The 19,661-nt window shown below is 67.6% G+C and carries 13 protein-coding genes and 1 tRNA gene; 10 read left to right on the forward strand and 4 right to left on the reverse strand.

The features are described 5' to 3' along the window. Positions 1–43 precede the first annotated feature (43 nt). Positions 44–664 carry a putative glycolipid-binding domain-containing protein gene (locus NE2_RS04045; RefSeq protein WP_030516859.1) on the forward strand — a complete coding sequence of 207 codons (621 nt, stop codon included), beginning with the start codon at positions 44–46 and terminating at the stop codon, positions 662–664. A gap of 13 nt (positions 665–677) precedes the next feature. On the opposite strand, the gene NE2_RS04050 is transcribed toward NE2_RS04045, so the two are convergent. Next, on the reverse strand, positions 678–1,628 hold the full coding sequence (locus NE2_RS04050) for a prephenate dehydrogenase (RefSeq protein WP_030516860.1): 951 nt from the start codon (positions 1,626–1,628) through the stop codon (positions 678–680). Between the two features lie 58 nt (positions 1,629–1,686). Between NE2_RS04050 and NE2_RS04055 the strand changes: the two genes are divergently transcribed. The 3 genes from NE2_RS04055 (at position 1,687) to NE2_RS04065 (ending at position 2,827) form a co-directional block, all read left to right on the forward strand. Then, positions 1,687–2,223, forward strand: a complete 537-nt coding sequence (locus NE2_RS04055) for a tRNA adenosine deaminase-associated protein (protein WP_030516861.1) — start codon at positions 1,687–1,689, stop codon at positions 2,221–2,223. Next, positions 2,220–2,690, forward strand: coding sequence for a nucleoside deaminase (locus NE2_RS04060; protein WP_063010857.1), 471 nt, complete (start codon positions 2,220–2,222; stop codon positions 2,688–2,690). Before NE2_RS04055 ends, NE2_RS04060 begins: the two co-directional genes overlap by 4 nt. A gap of 46 nt (positions 2,691–2,736) precedes the next feature. Beyond that, positions 2,737–2,827: transfer RNA gene (locus NE2_RS04065), tRNA-Ser, on the forward strand. 54 nt (positions 2,828–2,881) lie between these two features. On the opposite strand, the gene NE2_RS04070 is transcribed toward NE2_RS04065, so the two are convergent. Further along, a complete protein-coding gene (locus NE2_RS04070; protein WP_146165136.1) occupies positions 2,882–3,289 on the reverse strand; it encodes a hypothetical protein in 408 nt (135 codons plus the stop codon). Positions 3,290–3,793: 504 nt separating this feature from the next. On the opposite strand from NE2_RS04070, the gene NE2_RS04080 reads away from it, so the two are divergent. The 4 genes from NE2_RS04080 (at position 3,794) to NE2_RS04095 (ending at position 13,397) form a co-directional block, all read left to right on the forward strand. Continuing rightward, positions 3,794–4,390, forward strand: coding sequence for a GNAT family N-acetyltransferase (locus tag NE2_RS04080; RefSeq protein WP_233429658.1), 597 nt, complete (start codon positions 3,794–3,796; stop codon positions 4,388–4,390). A 119-nt stretch (positions 4,391–4,509) separates the two neighbouring features. Continuing rightward, positions 4,510–10,836: a type I polyketide synthase gene (locus NE2_RS04085; RefSeq protein WP_063023971.1), complete on the forward strand. Its 6,327-nt coding sequence runs from the start codon at positions 4,510–4,512 to the stop codon at positions 10,834–10,836. A gap of 40 nt (positions 10,837–10,876) precedes the next feature. Continuing rightward, a complete protein-coding gene (locus NE2_RS04090) occupies positions 10,877–12,274 on the forward strand; it encodes an aminotransferase class I/II-fold pyridoxal phosphate-dependent enzyme (protein ID WP_063023972.1) in 1,398 nt (465 codons plus the stop codon). A 187-nt stretch (positions 12,275–12,461) separates the two neighbouring features. Next, on the forward strand, positions 12,462–13,397 hold the full coding sequence (locus NE2_RS04095) for an LLM class F420-dependent oxidoreductase (RefSeq protein ID WP_063024078.1): 936 nt from the start codon (positions 12,462–12,464) through the stop codon (positions 13,395–13,397). A 22-nt stretch (positions 13,398–13,419) separates the two neighbouring features. Here NE2_RS04095 and NE2_RS04100 read toward each other — a convergent pair whose 3' ends face one another. Next, a complete protein-coding gene (locus NE2_RS04100; RefSeq protein WP_063023974.1) occupies positions 13,420–15,729 on the reverse strand; it encodes an MMPL family transporter in 2,310 nt (769 codons plus the stop codon). A 256-nt stretch (positions 15,730–15,985) separates the two neighbouring features. Beyond that, a complete protein-coding gene (locus tag NE2_RS04105) occupies positions 15,986–18,370 on the reverse strand; it encodes an MMPL family transporter (RefSeq protein WP_063023976.1) in 2,385 nt (794 codons plus the stop codon). 206 nt (positions 18,371–18,576) lie between these two features. On the opposite strand from NE2_RS04105, the gene NE2_RS04110 reads away from it, so the two are divergent. Together NE2_RS04110 and NE2_RS04115 are read left to right on the forward strand one after the other, a co-directional pair. Beyond that, positions 18,577–19,173, forward strand: a complete 597-nt coding sequence (locus NE2_RS04110) for a TetR/AcrR family transcriptional regulator (protein ID WP_063023978.1) — start codon at positions 18,577–18,579, stop codon at positions 19,171–19,173. Further along, complete coding sequence (locus tag NE2_RS04115) at positions 19,173–19,658, forward strand: RrF2 family transcriptional regulator (protein ID WP_063010877.1); 486 nt, start codon at positions 19,173–19,175, stop codon at positions 19,656–19,658. The genes NE2_RS04110 and NE2_RS04115 overlap by 1 nt, the downstream gene beginning before the upstream one ends. Positions 19,659–19,661 lie beyond the last annotated feature (3 nt).

Here is a 19,661-nt window from a genome sequence, read left to right on the forward strand (position 1 = left end):
CCGCGACCACACCGCAGGCCCGGTTGTCACATACGGTAGAGGGGTGAGTAAGCCAGCCCAGGGCAATTCCGAGACCGCCCAGGCGAGCGAGGCCGCAGCGCCCCGCTGGCCGGCGGTGCTCACCTGGCGCGCGCACGACGGATCACGGATGGAATCGGTGCGCGTGGTCCTCACCGGCAACCGGATCCGCGCGTCCGGGCGCATCATCGCCGGCGGCTGCGGTGAACATCCCGCGTTCAGCGCGTCCTACGACCTCGTCACCGACGAGGTGGGACGCACCAAGCGGCTGTCGCTGCGCAGTACGGTCGCCTCGGGCGAACGCCATGCCTCGATCGCCCGGGACGAGGAGAACTACTGGCTCGTCGATGCCGGCGGCACCCACGTGCGGTCCATGTTCGGTGGCGCGCTGGATGTGGATGTGGTGCTGAGCCCGTTCTTCAACACCCTGCCGATTCGCCGTTTCGGGCTGGCGCATGCCACCGAGGACGTGCAGGTTCCGGTGGTCTACGTGCGGGTTCCGGATCTGCTCGTGCAGGAGGCGATCCTCACCTACAGCAGCGGCGCCGACGGGATCCACGTGCTCTCGCCGGTGTCGAGCGCGACCGTCACCGTCGACGACGACGGATTCGTCCTCGACTATCCGGGCCTGGCCGAGCGGGTCTGACGCCGCGCGGGGCTCAGTCCAGCGAGCGGATCACCCCGCCCTGCCGTCCCGCATCGCGCAACCGTTCCAGCCAATCCTGATCGCCCGGGCGGATATCGGTGATGTCCCAGCGGCGCAGGGTGTCGTAGCGGTCGCGTTCGCTGTAGCCCGCGTCGATCAGTTCGCCGAGGGTGCCCTCGTCACGCAGGCTGTCGCGCGCGGCCGCGAGCAGGCGCAGCGCGTCGTCGATCGCCTCGGTGAGCGCGGCCGCGTTCGGTTCGCAGATCGCGCGTACCAAATCGGGTGCGGTCGCCGCGACCCGGGTGCCGTCGCGAAACGATCCGGCGGCCAGGCCCAGTGCCAGATCGCCGCCCGCGGCCCCCGCGACCGCCAGCGCCTCGGCCAGCACGTGCGGCAGATGCGAGATCCGTGCCACCGCACGGTCGTGTTCGTCCGCCAGGACCGGCACCACGATCGCACCGCAGTCCAGCGCCAGCCGCGCGACACGGTTCCACGGCTCGGCGCGGGTGCCCGGATCCACGCCGACCGCCCAGGCCGCGTCGCGAAACAGGTCGGGAGACGATGCGGCCCAGCCGGATTCGGCCGTCCCCGCCATCGGATGCCCGCCGACGTAGTACGCGCCCAGTTCCTGCCGGTGCACCTCGACGCGCACCGGTTCCTTCACGCTCACCACATCGGTGAGCGTGCAGTCGGGCGCGAACGTCTTCACATCCGCGAGAACCGTATCGATGGCCGGCATCGGCACCGCCAGCACGATCAGCGCATCGTCGGCGGCGGCCCGGGACAGCACCGCCGCGATGTCGGATTCGACGTCGAATCCGTCGGCCCGGGCGGCCTGCGCACCCGGGGCCGACCGGTTGTAACCCCAGGCCCGGTAGCCGGCCGCGGTCGCCGCGCGCAGCAGCGAACCACCGATCAAACCCGTACCCAGTACGCACACCGAGGAATTCCGATCGCCCGTCATCGGATCAGATTCGCATACGACTTCAACATTTCCGCCGAAGCCGACTACCGTTGCGGCCATGGCACAGCGCTCGAGCACGAACAGGGCCGCGTCGGACGATTACGACGATGTGGAAGGGTTCGCCGTGGCGGTCGTCCGCGAAGACAGCACGTGGCGCTGCAGCCCGCTCAGTGCCGCGGCACTGTCGAGTCTGTCCGCGGCCGAGAACGAACTGCGCGCGCTGCGCAGTACCGGTGCGGTGTTCGGACTGCTGGACGTCGACGACGAATTCTTCATCGTCCTGCGGCCGGGGCCGACCGGTAGCCGGTTGCTGATCTCGGACGCCACCGCCGCGATCGATTACGACATCGCCGTCGAGGTGCTCGACGCGCTGAATGTCGAAGTCCCCGATATCGATCCGGACGAACTGGACGAGATCGATCCGTGGGAGGAAGGCGATCTGGGCGTGCTGGCGGACCTCGGCCTGCCCGAGCCCGTGCTCAGCGTCATCCTCGCCGAAACCGATCTCTATCCGGACGAGCAGCTGGGCATGGTCGCACAGCGGCTGGGCTTCGCCGACGAGTTCTCCGCGGTCCTGGACAAGCTGCACCGTTGAGCCCGGCGTCACCGCGCGCAGACGAGGACCTCGTCCGGGCCGCCCTCGCCGCGGCGGCGGAGACCGATCCGCGAGACGTCCCGGTCGGCGCGGTCGTCTTCGACGCGGACGGTCGGGAGCTGGCTCGTGCCGGCAATGCGCGAGAGGCGCTCGGGGACCCGACCGCGCATGCCGAGATCCTGGCGCTGCGCCGCGCGGCACAGGTCCACGGTGACGGTTGGCGGCTGGAGGGCACAACGCTGGCCGTGACGTTGGAACCCTGCACGATGTGTGCCGGGGCCCTGGTCTTGGCCCGGGTCCGCCGCGTGGTCTTCGGCGCGTGGGAACCCAAGACCGGTGCGGTCGGCTCGCTGTGGGATGTGGTGCGTGACCGTCGCCTCAACCATCGTCCCGAAGTTCGCGGGGGTGTACTCGAGGCCGAATGCGCGGCCGTGCTGGACGCCTTCTTCCGCACTCAGCGCCCCTGACCACCCGATTTCGGATTCGCTCCGCCCGTCCGGTAAAGTCACCTGCGGTGGCGTGTCCGAGCGGCCTAAGGAGCACGCCTCGAAAGCGTGTGTGGGGTAACCCCCCACCGAGGGTTCAAATCCCTCCGCCACCGCCACAGCCCCCACCCGGATTTTCGGGTGGGGGCTTCTTTGTCATCACCGTGCCGCAATCACCCGGCCGAACCGGTGCGAACCTTCGGCGCGTCCGGATCGTGGTGGACGGCCTTGAAGAAGCTGATCCGGGTCGGCTCGGTCCGCAGCACCGTGGTGCCCGTACCGCCGATGGTGTCGGGCCGCTCGATCACCAGCGGCGGGCACTCCACACCTTTCACCGGCACCTTCTCGTGCGCTCGCACGACCATGTTGAACGGGGTTTCGGTCTCCGCGGTCCCGCCGACGACCCGGCAGTGCTGCCATGCCTCGATCAGGTAGGTGTCGTCCGTGTCGTTGGTGCATGTCGTCTCCGAGCACGCCACCCCGGCGGGAAACGGCTGGGCGGATGCCGAGGGAGCGATGGCGGCGACCGCGGCGCACACCGCGCCCGAAACGATGCCGGCGGCCAGAATCCGTGTATTCAAGTTTCCGGTTCCTTTCGACCTCCACGCGGCGATCGCGGTCGAGGCCCAGATTCGTAGCGGTGACGGCGAACTCGCCGTCCTCCCGATTGTCCAGATTGCCGCGGGGCCGGATGTCCCGATTTACCGCCACCGGTAAATCGCGAGGCGAGTGCGGCCGCGCGGGCGGTCGCCGCGATGGTTTGCCGGTATATCGCTGTGCGACCGAGGTTCGTGCGGGGATCGGTCACCGTGCGCGGTGTGAACTGTCGACCCCGCCGTGTATTTCCTTGCGGAAGGACGTGTTTCACATCAGCTGCCCGGCGATAGCCCGGTGTCGAGGACTGTGGATAGTCATAGCGTCGTGTCGTACCCACGTGTTCTACTGCACATTACCGACTAGTAGGAAGTGTGGCGGGCTGAGGTAATCTAGCGTCCAGTTGCTTGCCGGACGTCCCGCCGACGTAGTCGGGCAGTGCGCAGATCATGTGAGGGACAACAGCTTTGAACAAACCGGAGAGTCCGGTCGTGCGGACCGCGACGCGCGACGACATCACCGGAATGGTGCGGGTACTGGCCGCGGCCTTCGCCCACGACGATCCGATCGAGGAATACGTCTTTCCGGACGAAGCTGTCCGGCACCGTCGGTCGCCGCGCATGTTGCGGACGATGATCACGCATCGCTTCCTGCCGGCCGGCGGCGCCGAGGTCGCGGAGCTGGACGGCCGGATCGTCGGCGTCCTGCTCTGGTACCCGGACGGTTACCGGCCCGGCGGGCTGCGCGAATTCCTCGCCGGCCCGCTGTTTCTCGCGGGAATGGGCACCGCCGTGGGACGGGGAACCGAGGTCGATCGCACCATGGATCGGGCGGCGCCGCCCGAACCCCACTTCTTCCACGTTTACCTCGGCACCGATCCGGAAATGCAGCGCCGCGGCATCGGCCGGGCGTTGTACGCGTCGTTCACCGACAAGGCCGACCGGCAGGGCGTACTCCTGTGCGGAATCTGCAAGGACGAGAACGTCGGGTACTACGAGGCCCTGGGTAACGAACGCACCGGGTCCGTCCGGCTGGGCCGGACGGGGCCGGAATTGAACATCATCATTCGCCGACCGCGTCCGCTCTGATCGGCGGGGCGAAGGCCGCCGCGGAGGGGTCGCCGGTTTCCGGCGAACGCGGACCAAGCCGATCGCCCGAACCGCTCCGGGGGAGCGAGAAGTATTTCCGAGTCGGCCGAGGAGTCGCTGTGTCTGACATTGCCATCGTCGGAATCGGATGCCGGTATGCCGGCGGCATCGATTCGCCGGAGTCTTTCTGGGACTTCGTGATCAACAAACGGGACGGGGTCACCGAGATCCCCGCCGACCGCTGGGACTGGCGGCGCTATTACGACGCCGACCGCCGCACCCCGGGCCGTATGTACACCAAGCGCGCCGCCTTCATGACCGGCGATCCGTGGGAGTTCGATCCCGACTTCTTCGGCATCTCCCCGCGCGAGGCCGCCGCCATGGACCCGCAGCAGCGACTCGTCCTGGAAGTGGTGTGGGAGGCGCTCGACGACGCGGGCGTCGCGGGACGCAGCGCGGGCTCGGGGCTCGGCGTCTACATCGGCGCCTTCACCCTCGATCAGCTGGCGGTATCGGTCGGCGGACCGGCGCTGCCGCATGTCGACATGCACACCGCCGCCGGCGCGTCGTACACGATGCTCTCCAACCGGATCGCCTACGCGCTCAACCTCACCGGTCCGGCGGTTACCGTCGACACCGCCTGTTCCTCGTCGCTGGTCGCGCTGCATCTGGCCTGCCAGGCCATCGAGAGCGGGGACTGCGAATACGCCCTCGCCGGCGGTGTGACCGTGATGGCGCAGCCGGAGCCGTTCGTCTCCATGTGCAAGGGCGGATTCCTCGCCGCCGACGGCCGCAGCAAACCGTTCGACGCCGCCGCCGACGGTTACGGCCGCGGTGAGGGCGCCGGCATCGTGGTGCTGAAGAAGCTGGCCGATGCCGAACGCGACGGCGACCGCATCTACGCGGTCGTCAAGGCCACCGGATCGAATCAGGACGGCCGCACCACGGCCATCACCGTCCCGAACGCGGATTCCCAGGAAGCACTGGCCAAGACCGTGATCGAGCGTTCCGGAGTTCCGGCGCACGAGGTCACCTACGTCGAGGCGCACGGCACCGGAACGCCGGTGGGCGACCCGCTGGAACTGCGAGCCATCGGCCGGGCCTACGGCACTGCCACCGGGCGGCCCGGTCCGGTCGGTGTCGGCTCGGTGAAGGCGACGCTGGGGCACACCGAGGCCGCGTCGGGTATCGCGAGTGTCATCAAATCGGCGCTGGCCATCACGCATCGCACCATCGCGCCGCAGGGCTGGCTGGACACCCCGAATCCCGATATCCCGTTCGAGGAACTGGGAATCCGCCTGCAGACCGAGGCCGAACCGGTCGGCCCCGAGGTCGAGCGGATGACGGTGGCCGTCAACGGTTTCGGATACGGCGGCACCAATGCGCACGCGATTCTGCAGGAGTACCGGGGCGGGTCCGAAAACGACCGGGCGCCACAGCATTTCGGCGTCCTGCCGCTCTCCGCGCGGAGCGAGACCGCGGTTCGGCAATTGGCTCGCGGCGTCGCCGAACTGATCGCCGAGGGCGCCGATCCCGGCCGGCTGGCAGAAGCCGCGTGGCGGCGCCGCCACCACCACAACCATCGCGCCGCGATCACTTTCGGCGACGACACCGAACTGGTCCGCGGCCTGGTGGATCTGGCGAGCGGGGAGGGCCGGGTCGGTCGCACCGTCGCCAAGCGCACCGCCGAGCCGGTGTACGTCTTCACCGGTATGGGTCCGCAGTGGTGGGGCATGGCACGCGAGCTGCTCAGTTCCGAAGGCCCGTTCGCCGACGAGGCGCGCCGCATCGATGCCGTGTTCACCGACATCGCCGGCTGGTCCGTCGTCGAGGAGTTGCTGCGGCCCGAGGAGGAGTCGCGGGTCACCTCGACCGCCATCGCGCAACCGGCGAACTTCCTGGTGCAGGTCGCGCTGTACGCGGCGTTGCGGGAGTACGGAATCGAACCCGCCGTCGTCGTCGGCCACAGCGTCGGCGAGGTATCGGCCGCCTATGTGACCGGAATGTTGTCGCTCCACGACGCGCTGCTGGTCAGCTATCACCGCGCCCGGTTGCAGGCCACGACGGCCGGGACGGGTGGCATGCTGGCGATCGGATTGCCGGCCGAGGCCGCTCGCGAGGTCATCGCCGCCGACAGTTCGGTCGATATCGCGGCGATCAACTCACCCTCGGCCGTCACGCTGGCCGGTGCGGTCGACCGTCTCGACGAGATCGCCGAAAAGCTCATCGCCGACGGCATTTTCGCACGCCGGCTGCAGGTCGAGGTGCCGTACCACAGTCATCTGATGGACCCGATCCTGGATGAACTGCGCGCGGTGCTGGCCGGGCTCACCGTCGCCGAACCGCGTATCCCGCTGTACTCCACGGTCACCGGCGAACAGGTCACCGCGGCCGACTGGAATGCCGAGTACTGGTGTGCCAACGTCCGGCAACCGGTGCGGTTCGCCGATGCCGTCACCGCGCTGGTCCGGGCCGGCAACCGGGTGTTCGTCGAGGTCGGTCCGCATCCGGTACTCGGCGCCAACATTCGCGAAATCCTCATCGGCGCAGGCGAAACCGGTACGACGGTGGCCACCCTGCACCGCAAACAGCAGGACGCGGACAGCCTGCGCCAGACCCTGTCGGGTCTGTACGCGGCCGGAGTTCTCGACATCGACGCGCTGTTCGCGGGCGTGCCGGACCCGACGCCGCATATCGATCTGCCGCGCTATCCGTGGCAGCGCACCCGGCTGCGCAACGAACTGCCCGAATTCCGGCTGCTGCGGCACGGCACGCCCGACGCGCATCCGATGCTCGGTGATCAGAATCCCGACGACTCCAACGCCTGGCGGGTGGAACTGTCGCTCGCCGCGCTGCCCTGGCTGGCCGATCACGTCGTGGGCGGCACCCGGATCCTGCCGGGCGCGGGATATCTGGATGCCGCGCTGAGCGCCGCCGCGGTCCGCACAGAATCGGATCAGGTCGCCGTGGAGGGCGTGCGGTTCGTCGCGCCCCTGGTCGTCGAGGAGGGCGAGGCGCCGATCGTCGAACTCCACGTGGAGGATTCGACCGGGCGCTTCACCATCCGCTCCCGGGGTGCGGCCGGGACCATCTGGACCGTTCACGCGATGGGCCGCCTGGTCGAAGGCAGCTACGCGCCGATCACCGCGGACGTGCCCGATACCGAGCAGATGCTCGCGGTCGAGCCCGCCGAGTTCTACGCCGGATTGGCCGCGCGCGGACTGGAATACGGGCCGGCCTTCCAGCGCGCCACTTCGATCCGCATCTCGCCGGACACCGTGGTCGCGCGACTCGACGGCGCCATCGGCCAGGGCGAGAGGTATCTCGCGCATCCCGCGATCGTCGATGCGGCGCTGCAGAGTGTGGCCGCCCTGCTCGCCGGCCGCGGTGGTGCCCAGGAGGGCGCGATGGTGCCGGTCGGCGTGCGCACCGTCCGCCGCCTCGCGCCCCTGCCGGAGGAGGTCACGGCCGTGGCCCGGTTCACCGAGGGCGACCGGCCGCTGGCCGATATCGATCTGCTCGATGCCGAGCGCACCGTGGTCATGCAGATCAGGGGGATGGAATTCGGTTCCCTGACCCCCGGCCGCGGCCCGCTGCAGCGCATGACCGACATGTTCTACGAGGAACGGTGGGAGCTGCGCGATCCGGTCGACACATCCGCGCTTCCCGGCAACGACGGCCTGTACACCCTGGTCCTCGGCTACGGCGAGAACATCGACTCGCGGATCGAGCGGGTGCGCGATGCCGTCGCGGGCGGTGCCGGATCGGAAGTCCTCCGCCTCGATCCCAGCGACGCCGAGCTGGAACCGGAACTGGCACAACGGCTTCGCGACATCTTCGGCACCGAGGGTGTGCAACGGCTGCACGTATGCGTGGTCCCCGGACATTCGCCCGACGGTGATGTGGCGGCGCTGTGGACGCTGCGCCGGATCGCGGTGACGCTGGACGGTTACCTCGAGGAACGGGTCACCGAGCACGAGATCGAAATTCCGCTTACCGGCGACGGATCGATATACGTGACCGTGGTCAGCGCCCACGCGTATGCCCACCCCGCGGATGTGACGGCACCGGACCCCAGCCAGGCGGCCATCGCCGGTGCACGTCGGGTGCTGCTCAACGAGCAGTCCCGGCTGCGGTGGCGACTGGTGGATATCGATGCCGACACAACGGTCGCGGACCTGTCCGCCGAACTGGCGATCCCCGGCGGCTTCCAGTACGACCTGGTCGACGAGGCTGTCCTGCGCAACGGCCTGCGCTGGACCACGGTCGTGACCCGGACGCTGCCGGAGCGGCTCGACGCCCTCGACACCGCCGAACCGCTCACCGATCCCGAGGCCAATTTCGAACTGGAACTACCTCGTTCGCGCACCTTCGCGCGGCTGGGCTGGCGGCGCTGCGATCGGCGCGAACCCGGCCCGGGTGAGGTCGAGGTCCGGATGCGTGCGGTGGGCCTCAACTACAAGGACGCGCTGAAGGTGATCGGCGTCCTCGGCGAACGCGAACTGTCGAAGACCTTCTTCGGCTTGGTGCCGGGTATGGAAGGTGGCGGCGAGGTGGTCCGGGTCGGCCCCGGCGTCACCGACTACGCGGTCGGCGACGCGGTGAGCCTGACCTCCAAGGGCATGGTCGCGCGCTATCACACCACGTCGACCGATTCGCTCACCCACGTGCATCCCGACACCGATGCCGGCCGGTGCAGCAGCGTTACCGCGTTCACCACCGCCGAGTACTCGTTGCTCGAACTGGCACGGATCCGTGCCGGTGAGACCGTGCTGGTGCACGGTGCGGCGGGCGGTGTCGGCAGCGCGGCGGTACAGATCGCGAAGTTGCACGGCGCCACCGTGATCGGCACCGCGAGCAGCGAACAGCGACGCGCCTATGTCCTGGCCGAGGGCGCCGATCACGTGGTCGGCTCGCGGTCGCTGAACTTCGTCGACGAGGTACTCGCCCTTACCGGCGGACGCGGTGTGGACGTGATCATCAGCTCGGCGCCCGGTGAGATCCTGCGCCAGAACTTCGCGGTGATCGCCGAATTCGGCCGCATCGTGGAGATCGGCAAGGCCGACATCTACACCGGCGGCATGCTGGATCTGTCGGCGTTCGACAAGAATGTCTCCTACTTTTCCTTCGATCTGGACCGGATGCTGCGGTTGCGGCACACCGAGGTGATGGAGCTGGGCCGCAAGGTCAACGCCAGCTTCGACGACGGCACCTATCGGCCGCTGCCGTTCCAGAAGTACGGCACGGCGGAGGTGGCCCAGGCCTTCGAGGAGGTGGCCCGCTCGACCCGGATCGGCCGGGTCGCGCTGGATCTGACCGAGGAAGCACCGCTGGTCCGCCCGCAGCTGCCGGACATCGAGATCGACCCGGCGGCGCAATACCTGATCACCGGTGGTTTCGGCGCCTTCGGCCTGGCCACCGGACGGTGGCTGGTGGGCCACGGCGCCCGCCGGCTGACCCTGCTCGGCCGCGGCGGTGCCACCACCGAGGCCGCCGTCGCGCAGCTCGCCGCCTGGGAGGCGCAGGGCATCGAGGTCACCGTCGAGCGGGTCGACATCACCGATGCCGATGCCGTCGCGGCGGTCGTCGCTCGCGCCCACCGGCCCGAACATCCGCTGCGCGGGGTGTTCCACACAGCCGGCGCCATCGACGACAAGCGCATCACCGTCATGGATGCCGAGAGTCTGGCCAAGGTGTTCCGCGCGAAGGCCGACGGTGCGCGCGCACTCGTCGCCGGCATCCAGGCGGCCGGGGCGCGACTGGACCAGTTCGCGCTGTGGTCCTCCGGCAGTGCGATGTTCGGCGGTGTCGGCCAATACGCCTATACCGCGGCCAATATCGCGCTCCAGGCCATCGGGGATACGGTGGTCCGCGCGGGCGGTACCGCCCTGGTCGTCGGCTGGGGGCATATGTCCGGCGGCGGTATGGCCGACGACGAACACATCGCGCGGTATCTGCGCAACACCGGCTTCGATTCGATCACCATGGACGAGGGGACCGAATATCTGGAGCAGGCGCTGCGATTGGGCGTCACGCAGGTCTCGATCATTCCGGTCGACTGGGCCAAGGTGAACGCCACCGCGCCGTTCTTCGCCCAGACCGGACGCACCAAGGAGCTGATCGCCGCTGCGGCACAGGATGATTCGGCCGCCGCGCGGCTGCGCGTTCAGCTCGCCGAACTCGACGAGGGTAAGCGCAACGAGGTGGTCGCCTTCATGCTGGCCGAGCAACTCGCGCAGGTCATGGGCGTTTCGGCGGATTCGATCGACCTGACGGTTCCGGTGCCCGAACTCGGATTGGACTCGTTGATGGCGGTCGAATTCGGCGCCCTGGTGACGAAATCGCTGGGCGTGGAACTGATGTCGATGAAGATGGGCCGCTCGTTCAGCCTCGAACAGGCGGGTGCGCGGGTGGCCGAGGCGATCGTGCAGGGGGCGGCGGGATGAGAAGGCCGCAGCTGCCTGCTGCGCCGGGAAAGGATGCGGGATGAGTGAGTCGGCGCGGGATCTGGCGCGGAAGTTGTTGTCCGGAACGGCATCTGGTGCCTCCCCGGCGGCCGCACCCACCGCTGCGACGTCCGGTAGCTCGCGCGGTGCGTTCACCGGCGGCCACAGTAAACCGGCCCGCCCGCGCCGGGGTCCCGGACGCCAATTCGCCGACCACCCCGAGGTCGCGGCGATGGTGCAGAAACGCGCGGCGATCGCGGCAGTGCACGAGCACAGCGGCACGCCGAATCCGATGTTCCTCGTGCGGGAGAGCCCGAACGACACCGTCATCCGGTGGCAGGGCCGGGATCTGGTGAATTTCAGCGCCTACAACTATCTCGGCCTGGGCAACCATCCGAAGGTGGTGCAGGCCGCCAAGGACGCGCTGGACACCTACGGCGCGTCCGCCTCGGCCAGCCGCATCGTCGCCGGGGAGATCCCGATCTACGCCGAACTCGAACAGCGCCTGGCGGCGATGTACGACGTCGGCGACGCGATGGTCACCACCAGTGGTTATCTCACCAATGCCGGGGTGATCGGCTTCCTGCTGGGCGCAGACGACGTCGCGATCTGCGATTCGCTCATCCACGGCAGCGTGGTCTCCGGGGTGCAGTGGTCGGGAGCGCGGCGGCTCAACTTCCGCCACAACGATCCGGAGTCGCTGCGTTCGGTGTTGCGCATGTCGCGCGGGAACTTCGATCGGGCGCTGGTCGTGGTCGAAGGGCATTACAGCATGGACGGCACGGTCGGCCGGGTGAGCGAAATAGCCTCCATCGCAAGGGAATTCGACTGCGCGGTCATGGTCGACGAGGCGCATTCGCTCGGCGTCTTCGGCGAACGCGGCCACGGCATCCGCGAGCACTACGGCATGGCAGGCGACGATGTCGACATCTGGATGGGCACCCTGTCGAAGGCGTTGGGCAGCTGCGGCGGTTTCATCGCCGCCGACGCGGACCTGATCGCCGCGATGAAGGCCGCCGCACCGGGTGTGGCCATGCTGACCGGCGGCCCGGCGCCCTCGACCATCGGCGCCGCGCTGGCCGCACTCGACGTCCTCGAGGCGGAACCGCAGCGACTGCGCCGGCTGTGGTCCAACGCCGAGCACTTCCGCACCCTGCTCGGCGAGCGCGGCATCGACCTCGGCATCTCCGAAGGCACCCCGATCTGCCCGGTCATCGTCCCCGGTGAACTGCGCGCCGGCTACGTCGCCACCACACTGCTGCAGAACGGCGTCTACGCGGGCGCGATCTCCTCTCCGGCGGTACCGGCGGGTCAGGAACGACTGCGCTTCTTCCTGACCTCCGAACACGAACCGGCGCAACTGGAGGCCGCCGCCGATCTGCTGTCCGAGGCCGTCACCGCCGCCGCGCAGTTGCCGGACCTGGGCGTCACCGGCTGACATGCGCGGCCGACCGCCACGCGAGAGGGCCGTGCCACGACGTGTCCGGTCCTCTCGCCGGGCGGTTCGGAAGGTTCCGACGGGTGGCGCAGCCGGCGGTCTCGTGGCTGGAGGCCGAGCGTGGGCAGGCTCCGGAGCCCGGGCGTGCCGGTGAATCGGCATGTCGCGGCCCGGTACGTTGGTGCTCGTGGAACTACGAATCTTCACCGAGCCCCAGCAAGGGGCTACCTACGACGATCTGCTCCGGGTTGCGAAGGTGACCGAGGAGACGGGGTTCGACGCATTCTTCCGGTCGGATCACTATCTGAAGATGGGCGGGGTCTCCGGCCTGCCCGGGCCCACCGACGCGTGGATCACGCTGGCCGGGCTCGCGCGCGAGACCTCCCGGATCCGCCTGGGCACATTGGTCACCGCCGCGACATTCCGGCATCCGTCGGTGCTGGCGATCTCGGTCGCGCAGGTCGACCAGATGTCGGGCGGCCGGGTCGAACTCGGACTCGGTTCGGGGTGGTTCGCCGATGAGCATCGCGCCTACGGCATCGATCTGCCAGAGCTCGGCGAGCGCTTCGACCGCTACGCCGAGCAACTGGCCGTCATCACCGGCCTGTGGCAGACCCCGGTGGGCGAGACCTTCGATTTCACGGGCAAACACTATGTGCTGCAGGGCAGTCCGGCACTGCCGAAGCCGGTGCAGCAGCCCGGCCCGCCCGTGATCATCGGTGGCGCGGGCAAGAAGCGCACACCGGCCCTGGCCGCGCGGTACGCCCACGAGTTCAATCTGCCGTTCACGGATGCGGAAACGGCTGCGGCGCAATTCGATCGGGTTGCCGCGGCCGCGCGCGACATCGGCCGCGATCCCGGTGAGATCGTCCGCTCGGCCGCCCAGGTGCTGTGCGTGGGCCGCGACGAGGCCGAGATCGCCCGCCGCGCCGCGGCGATCGGCCGCGAGGTGGACGAACTGCGCACCAACGGCCTGGCAGGCACCCCGGCCGAGGTGGTCGACAAGATCGGCCGCTACCGCGAGACCACCGGCATCACCCGCCTCTACCTGCAGGTCTTGGATCTGTCCGACCTCGACCACGTGGAATTGGTCGCCGGCGAGGTCGCCGCCCAGCTGGGCTGAACCATCCGGTGCCAGCGTCGGCTCAGCCGACCTTCACCGGACTCCTGGGCTCGTCCGGATTGTCGACGTGGAGCTCGTGCAACCGCGCACCCTCCACGTCGATATCCGGCACGATCCGGCTGAGCCATCCCGGAATCCACCAGGCCGCCTTACCCATCAGCACCAGCAGCGACGGGATCAGGACCATCCGCACCAGGAAGGCGTCGAACAGGACGCCCGCGGCGAGCGCGAAACCCATCGATTTGGCGGTCGCATCCGATTCCAGCAGGAACGAACCGAAGACCGAGATCATGATGACGGCGGCCGAGGTCACCACGCGTGCGCCGTGGTGGTAGCCGGAGATCATCGCCTCGGTGGGTGGTTTCCCGTGCACGTATTCCTCGCGCATGCGGGTGACGAGGAAGACCTGGTAGTCCATGGCGAGGCCGAAGACCAAGCCGATCAACATGATCGGCAGGAAGCTCACGATCGGCCGGGGTTCGGAAATGAGGCCGAGGGCGCCCTTCTGGAAGATCAGCACGGTGGCGCCGAACGTCGCCGCCATGGAGAGCAGGAATCCCAGTGCGGCGGTGAAAGGCACCAGCAGCGAACGGAACACCGCGATCAGCAACAGGAATGCCGCACCCGCCACGATGGCCAGATAGGGCAGGATCTTGCTGAGCAGCGCATGGTCGACATCGGCGTAAATGGCTGTGGTGCCGGTGATTCCGTAGTCGATGCCGTATCTGTCGTGCAGTGCGGCTTCGGCATTGCGCGCGTTGCGCACCAGATCCTTGGTGGCCTGATCGTTGGGCCCGGTGGCGGGTACCGCGGTCATCAACGCGCCGCCGCCGTCCCTGCTCAGCTGCGGTCGGGTCACATAGTCCATACCCGGATACGCGGCCAGTTCGTCGTGTAGCGCGGTCAGCGCCGCCTGCCGCTGATCGGCGGGCACCTGCGACAGATCGGCGACGACTTGCAGCTTGCCGTTACTGCCGGCACCGAATCCCTCGGTGCGCAGGTCGTAGGCCTTGCGAATGGTGGTGGTCCTGGGCTGGCTGTCCTCACCGGGCAGGCCCAGATTCAAGCTCAGCGCGGGCGCGGCCAGCAGACCCAGCACGATGATGCTCGCGATCAGCGTCAGCCACGGCATCTGCCCGATCACCCGCGCCACCCGCATACCGTTGGTGACCACCGAATCGTCCTCGGGATCGTGTTGCGCGATCACCGGCAGCTTCGGCTCGAACAGATACTTGCCGAAGGCGCCGAGCAGTGCCGGCATCAGGGTGATGGCGGTGAGCACCGCGAACGCCGCCGCGATCGCCCCGCCCAGCCCCATGAAGGTCAGGAAGCGGATGTTGACGATGGCCAGGGCGACGAGCGCGATAATCACCGTCGCGCCCGCGAACACGACCGCCGAACCGGCCGTCCCCAGGGCCGTGCCCGCGGCGATCTCCGGCGAATTCTGCACCGCGCGTTCGTGTTTGTAGCGCGAGACGATGAACAGCGCGTAGTCGATCGAGAGCGCGATGCCGATCATCGAGGCCAGGAAGGTGGTGAAGCTCGGTACCGACATGAACGATGTGCCGAGGAAGATCACCGACGTCGCCAGTCCGAGTCCGACGATCGCGGTGATGATCGGCACGAAGGCGGCCACGATCGCGCCGAAGGCCACCACCATCACCACCAGCGCCACGGCCATGCCGATCATCTCGGCCCGACCACTGGGCTGTTGTTGTTCCATCGCCAGCGACCCGCTCATCTCCACCTGAAGTCCGGCGGCCCGCGCCTCGTCACCGACCGCGTAGGCGGCCGCGCGATCGGCGGCGGTGATATCGGTGAACTTCTGGATCGTGAACGGAACGGTCAGCACCGCAACGGTATCGGGGTTCTCCTTGTTCAACACGTTGACCGGCGCGGCACTGCAGCGCGAGACGAATTCCGGCGAACTGCGATCGGTCGCGAAGCAGCCCATCTGTTCGGTGGCGGTGATCGGATCCACCAGCGGGGTCTTGTGATCGACGATGTTCAGATCGTTCAGCTTCGAAACCACACCACCGACGGCCGCGCGCTGGGATGCGTCGGTGAGTTTCTGCCCCGGTGCCGCCCCGAAGACATAGGTGCCGGTGACCGCCTCGAAACTGAACGCCTGCGACATCCCCGGGAAGTGTTTGTCCATGATCTCGGTGGCGCGTTCCGACGGCAGATTCGGGATCGTGAAGTCGTCGTTCATCGGCTTCTTCAACTGCGTGCCGAGACTGCCGATGATCAGGAACAGGATCAGCCAGACCGGGAGCACGATCCACTTGTGCCGAAAGGCGAACCTTCCCCACCGATACAGATACACGGACACGAGGCGCTCCTAGTGGTCGCGGGCCTCGATTGGCGCTGACTGCGAACCGGGGCCGGTCGCTGATCGAGCTGTGCGGTTGCCGACACACTCGCCGGTACCGTCGGTCCGCCGAGTGGCCGAGCTGGAGAGCATTAGGTTCGAGTCTGCTGTGTCGTTGCTGCAAGATCAAGATCTGTGCGGTCCGAGATCCCCCGGACCGGATACGGCACGAGCCCCCATCCCTGTTCGGATGAGGGCTCGTGCCGTGGTTCGCGGATCAGCCGACCGGGACCGGCTCCTTCTCCGCCGCCGCGGTGTCGCGGTCACGCTGCTGCAGCTCGCGCAGCTTGGTGCCCTCGACATCGATATCGGGCAGGATCCGGTCCAGCCACTTCGGCATCCACCAGGCCCATTCGCCCAGCAGCACCAGCAGCGACGGGATCAGCACCATCCGGACCAGGAAGGCGTCGAACAGCACGCCGGCCGCCAGCGCGAAGCCCATCGACTTGGCGGTCACATCGGACTCCAACATGAATCCGCCGAAGACCGAGATCATGATGATGGCCGCGGAGGTGACCACGCGAGCACCGTGGTGATAACCGGATACCATGGCCTCCTTCGGGGATTTGCCATGCACGTATTCCTCTCGCATCCGCGTCACCAGGAACACCTGGTAGTCCATCGCGAGACCGAATACCAAGCCGATCAACATGATCGGCAGGAAGCTCACTATCGGATGCTGATCGCCGATCAGGCCGAGTTTGTCCTGCTGGAAGATCAGCACCGTGGCGCCGAAGGTGGCCGCCATCGACAACAGGAATCCCAATGCGGCGGTCAGCGGCACCAGAACCGAGCGGAACACGAGCGCCAGCAGGATGAACGCCGCGATCGCCACGATCGTCATGTACGGGACGATCTTGCCGAGCAGGGCGTTGGACACATCGGCGTAGATCGCGGTCGAGCCGGTGATGCCGTACTCCATGCCATATTTCGCTTGCAGGTCCGACTCCGCGTCCCGGGCATGTTTCACCAGGTCCTGGGTTTCGGAGTTGTTCGGGCCGTGATCGGGCACCGCGGTCAACTGGGCGCCGGTGCTGTTCACATAGTCCGGAGTCTTCTGCGGCGTGAGCTTGTTCGTCGACGGCATGGTCACGAAGTCCATGCCCTGGTAGCCGGCCAGCTTGTCGTGCAGGGCCATGACGGCCTCCTGACGCTGCTCCGGCTTGACCTTGGTCAGATCCGCGACCACCAGCAGGGTGCCGTTGCTGCCCTCGCCGAACCCTTCGGTACGCAGGTCGTAGGCCTTACGAACCGTGGTGGTCTTGGGCTGGCTGTCCTCGCCGGGGAGGCCGAGGCTCAGATTCACCGCGGGTGCGGCGAGCAGGCCGAGCACGATCACGCTCGCGCCGAGGGTCACCCACGGCGCCTTGGCGATCAGTTGGGCGAAACGCTTGCCGTTGGTGACGGCGTTGTCGTCCTCGGTATCGGTGCGCGCGACCAGCGGCAGCTTCGGCTTGAACAGGAAGCGGCCGAAGGCGCCCATCATCGCGGGCAGCAGGGTCAGCGCGACCAGGATCGCGAACAGCGCGGCCAGCGCGCCACCCAGACCCATCCAGGTGAGGAAGCTGACGCCGACGATGCTGAGGCCACACAGCGCGATGATGACCGTCATACCGGCGAAGACCACCGCGGAACCGGCGGTGCCGATGGCGACGCCCGCAGCCTCTTCCGGCGAATCCTGCACGGCGAGTTCATGTTTGTAGCGCGAGACGATGAACAGCGCGTAGTCGATCGACAGCGCGATACCGATCATCGCCGCCAGCACGGTGGTGAAGTTCGGGATGTTGGCGATCGAGGTGCCGGCCATGATCAGCGAGGACGCCATGCCGACACCCACGATGCCGGTCAGAATCGGCACGAACGCCGCGATCAGCGCGCCGAAGGCGATCATCATCACGATGAAGGCGACGGCGTAACCGATCATTTCCGACTGTCCACCCGGCGGCGCCTGCTCGGTGGCGATGGTGCCGCTGATTTCCACATCCAGTCCGGCCGCGCGCGCTTCATCGGCGACCTTGTAGGCCTGGTCCCGATCGGCCTTGGTGATATCGGAGAACGACTTTATCTTGAACGGCACGCTGAAGTAGGCGACGGTATCGGCATTGTTGTTCTTGCCGAGCACGTTCAGCGGCGCCAGACCACATTTCGCGACGAAGTTCGGGTCGGTGCGATCACCGGAGGTGCAGCCGATCGCCGTCGTCGCGGCGACCGGATCGGTCAGCACGCCCCGACGTTGCGGGTCGGGGTCCTGCGCATTGATCTTGGACTTGTCGACGATGTCGAGGTTGTTGATCTTCTCGACAAGCGCGCTGAGCGCCTTGTGATTGTCCGGATCGGTGAGCTTGCCGTGGGTTGCCGCGGCGACATAAGTGCCGGTCACCGCGTCGAATTTGAAGGCTGCCGATTGTCCAGGAAATTCCCTGTCCAGGATGTCGGTGGCCTTCTGCGAGGGCAGATCGGGCATGTTGAAGTCGTCCTGGCTCTGCTTCTTCAGCCCGACGCCGACGGCGCCCACGATCACGAAGATCAGCAACCAGACCGGTAGCACGATCCATTTTCGGCGGAAGGCGAACTTCCCCCACCGATAGAGGTACACGGACACGCGGTATCTCCTAGCGATAGCTGATTTGCGGTGCTGAGTTCAGGCCCCGTAGACAGCACTACTGCGGACGCCGCACTGCGATCCGCCTCCATCGACGCTTTCTGCCTACCGTGCGGTAGGTAGACTACCCAATCGCTAAGCGGAGGAACAACCTCGATTTTCGGGGCGTGCCCTCCGCTTCGATCGGTTGATGAGAGGATCATCGCATGAGCGCCCGAAGTACCTCAGGAATCGTTGTCGCAGGTCAGAGCACCAAAGACGCGATTCGTGAGGCGGCGATCCGGCTTTTTTCGAACAAGGGTTTCGAGCAGACGAGCCTGCGCGAGGTCGCGGATGCGGTGGGAATCACAAAGGCGTCGCTCTACTATCACTACGCGTCGAAGCTCGATCTGCTGCTCGCGATCATCGAACCGATCTTCGACGACATGAAGCTCGTGGTCGACGAACTCGACGGTGTGCCGTACAGCCCGGCGGGCGCTCGGGCGGTGCTGAATCGCCAGCTCCGGACCCTGTTACGACATCGCACCGCGGGCGCGATGTGCGTGCGCGACACCGTGGCCATCCTCAACGCGATCGGAGATCGGCATCCGGACATGTTCGATATGCACCGGCGACTGTGTGTCTGGCTGGCCGGACCCGACCCCTCGCACGAGGCGCAATTGCGTGCCAGTGCCGCCCTGGAGGTGCTGGGCACGGCGCTGTGGTCGAACGAGCTCGTGCCCGATGCGGGTGACGAGGTGATCGAGCGGGTTTTGATCGAGGCCGCTCTCGGTGTGCTGAACGGACCGGGTGGACAGCGCTAGTGCACATCTCGGCGAGGATCGACTACGCGGTCCGCATCCTGTTGGAAATCGCTCGCGCGCAACCGAATTCGGTGAAGGCGGAGACGATCGCCACGGCACAGGACATTTCCCCGAAGATTCTGGAATCCATTGCGGCGCAACTGCGCCGGGCCGATCTGGTGGTCAGCCGGCGCGGCCCCGACGGCGGGTACCGGCTGGCCCGTGCGGCCGGTGAGATCAGCATCGCCGACGTGATCCGCGCGGTCGAGGGGCCGCTCGCCTCGGTGCGCGGGCAGCGTCCCGAGGACGTGGTGTATTCGGGGGTTGCCGAACCACTGCAGCGGGTGTGGATCGCGCTGCGGGTCAATATCCGCGCGGTGCTGGAACAGGTCTCGATCGCGGATATCGCCACCGACGAACTGCCGGATTTCATCGCGAACCTGGTGTCCGATCCCGGTGCCTGGACGCGGCGGCCCGCGCCCGTCCCGCCCGGCGTCGACGCCTAGCCC

This window comes from Nocardia elegans NBRC 108235 (assembly GCF_001612845.1).
In the GTDB taxonomy this organism is placed as follows: Bacteria; Actinomycetota; Actinomycetes; order Mycobacteriales; family Mycobacteriaceae; genus Nocardia; species Nocardia nova.

Bases quoted from the DNA above. Each gene is read 5' to 3' on its own strand.
- NE2_RS04055 (WP_030516861.1), top strand. From the start codon at position 1,687: ATGGCACAGCGCTCGAGCACGAACAGGGCCGCGTCGGACGATTACGAC.
- NE2_RS04050 (WP_030516860.1), bottom strand. From the start codon at position 1,628: ATGACGGGCGATCGGAATTCCTCGGTGTGCGTACTGGGTACGGGTTTG.
- NE2_RS04110 (WP_063023978.1), top strand. From the start codon at position 18,577: ATGAGCGCCCGAAGTACCTCAGGAATCGTTGTCGCAGGTCAGAGCACC.
- NE2_RS04090 (WP_063023972.1), top strand. From the start codon at position 10,877: ATGAGTGAGTCGGCGCGGGATCTGGCGCGGAAGTTGTTGTCCGGAACG.